The organism is Candidatus Phytoplasma fabacearum (genome assembly GCF_030586805.1).
Taxonomy (GTDB): Bacteria; Bacillota_I; Bacilli_A; order Acholeplasmatales; family Acholeplasmataceae; genus Phytoplasma; species Phytoplasma fabacearum.
The window spans coordinates 1-2,684 of the sequence record NZ_JAOSIM010000037.1; the positions used below are offsets into that span (position 1 = coordinate 1).

The following is a 2,684-nucleotide window of genomic DNA, read 5'->3' on the forward strand; positions in this document are numbered from 1 at the left end:
CTAACTACTTCGTCGCAACCCGCTTTTAAGAACTGCTGTAATTCTTGAGAGTTTCCATTCAAGAACCGTTCTTAGCCTTACAGTGTTTATCGCACTGGTCATTGGTTAAATGACACGATATTTAGGCATCTTTGGCGCCCCTTCGGGAATAATGAAAATTATTTTTATTTTTAATTATTAAATTTAATGATAATAATTCTTTTTCTATTGAATCAATTTCTTTTAAAACTTCATTTCGTTTCATTAAAACTTGATCTATTTTTGCTCTTAAAATCTCGATTTTGGTTTCAGTAGAATCAAATAATATTTCGGAAGAATTTGTTTTTTTAACTACTGAATACTTTGAACCAGCATAAACTAAATAAGTTTTTCGATTATTTATAAATATTAAAGTTACAATAATTATGAATAAATTAATTATATTAAATTGTTTTTTGATTTGTATTTTTTTTATATTTAAATTCATATTTAAAAAACTTTCTAATGACATAAATATTTATACAAAAGCTTTTAATAAATTAATCAATATTTTCGAAAATTTATTAGAACTTTATCTTGAATAAATAAAATTTTGAATTTCAAAATCATAAAAATAATTGAATATAAAACTTTTATTAAAATAGTTATTAATTATTAATAATTTATCAAATTATTAATTTATTAAAAAATTTTTTATAATTATATATCGCAATATTTAAAAATATAATTTGGTTCAATAATTCTAATTTTTTGTATTAAATACATAGATATATTATTTACTTTTAAATCTCAGGTTTTGTATTTCCTATATCTATTATAAAAAAAAATTACCTAATTAATAAAAACTGGAAAATCAATAAATTACTGACTTCTTTCGCCCTATCAAGGTCATTAACCTTGTTCCAGGAAGGACGATTCTCTTTATCATTCCAGATCAAGTTTTACTCCTCCGACTACTAAGAAGTCGCTTTATCCTTGGGCCTAATAACTTTAAACTCATTATTAGTTAATTTAATAACTGACCTTTAGGATTCTCCAATTTACGCTAAATATCAACCTTGATTCCTTAGGTGAAGTAACCATTTTATTAATGGTGAGATTCCAGGTTTGTTAATTGATAAACTATCCAATACTTTATATATATATTGATAGACTCTGGACTGCTCGCTTACAGTAGTTTACAAGACAGGTTTAATATTACATCTACTTATCTTCTTAGGCCATTACAGGCTTATCCTTAGAACCATTTGGTGGCGGTATCTTCTTAACTAACTACTTCGTTGCAACCCGCTTTTAAGAACTGCTGTAATTCTTGAGAGTTTCCATTCAAGAACCGTTCTTAGCCTTACAGTGTTTATCGCACTGGTGATTGGTAAAATCACACGATATTTAGGCCTCTTTGGCGCCTATTTATGATTATTAATAATTTTGATCCCTTAAAGAAAAAAATTATTAGATAAATATTATTGTATTTAAATTTTTATAACATATCGAGATTAAAGTTAAATAATTATATAAATTTTATTAAATATTTAATACATGTTTATTTTATATAATTTTTGAAATTTTTGTTTCAATTTTTATTAAAATTTAATTTTTAGCACTTTAATAATATTAGAAAATAATAAAACTAAGATAGTTTTTTAATTATTATAAAACTTTTCAAGACAATTTAAAAATGTTTGTATATAAAATTGCTTTTTGCTATATAATAATTGATCTAATTTTTTATATAGTTTCAAGTTTTGATATATTGTTTCATTAATATTATTTAATTTTATTTGGTCTAATTGTATTTCTTTTATTTGTTTCAATACTTCTTCTTTCTTATTAAGTAATTCTTTTATTTTATTTTCAATGTTATAAATTTCTTGATTATTATAAATTGTTATACCTTGAGTTTGTAAATCAACTTTTTTATTTTGTATTTTTAATTTTTGAATATTTATATTTTTATCTATTTCTTTTAAAATTTGTTTTAATTTTGTAATGTCTTGTTCTTCAGAATTTACTTTAATTAAAAAAAAATCTATTTGTTTTTGAAACTCCGTAATTTTCTTTTTATATCTTTCAAGAGAATCGTGAATGGAATTAAATTTAGAAAAATCTGATAAAAACATTTCTTTAAGAGATTTAATTTTTTCTTTTTCTTCTCTTTTAATATTGTTTAAAAATTTTTCTGAATCTTCGTTATTTTCTGACAAAATATAAGATTTAATATTTTTTAATTTATGAAAATTATTTATTTTTAATTTAGATAAAGATAAATTTGATTGGTTCGATAATTTAGGTGAAGATATAAATGATTGATGTTTAATTAAATTGTTATTTTTGAAAAAATTCCTATTATTTAAAATTATAAATAATATTATTATAATAATTATAAATATTACAATTTTTTTGGATATTTTAATACATTTCATATTTTTTCCTTTTTTAAAAAATTTCTCAATTTAAGAAAAAAAATAAAAATATTTCTTTTCAAACGTAAAATCAATTTTAGTAAATTTTTATTTTCTTATTAAGTATTTTTAATTATATTTAATTTATAAAAGAATTGTTCTATTTTTTAAATTACTTCGCATCTATCCACTATTAATCTTATTTTATTAACAAAAAATCATAGTTAATAATTTGAGAATATTTTGAAATATTAATTGTTTTAATATACTAAATTCCTTGAGATCGTTATTGAACATGTTTGA

At 20.5% G+C, this 2,684-nt stretch carries 2 protein-coding genes; both read right to left on the reverse strand.

All coding sequences use genetic code 11. The annotated features are described in order from the left end of the window. Positions 1–121: 121 nt before the first annotated feature. Positions 122–490, reverse strand: coding sequence for an effector protein (locus OC705_RS02400; RefSeq protein ID WP_304512690.1), 369 nt, complete (start codon positions 488–490; stop codon positions 122–124). A 1,132-nt stretch (positions 491–1,622) separates the two neighbouring features. After that, positions 1,623–2,402 (reverse strand): hypothetical protein, encoded by a 780-nt coding sequence (locus OC705_RS02405; protein ID WP_304512705.1) that lies wholly within the window; start codon positions 2,400–2,402, stop codon positions 1,623–1,625. Positions 2,403–2,684 lie beyond the last annotated feature (282 nt).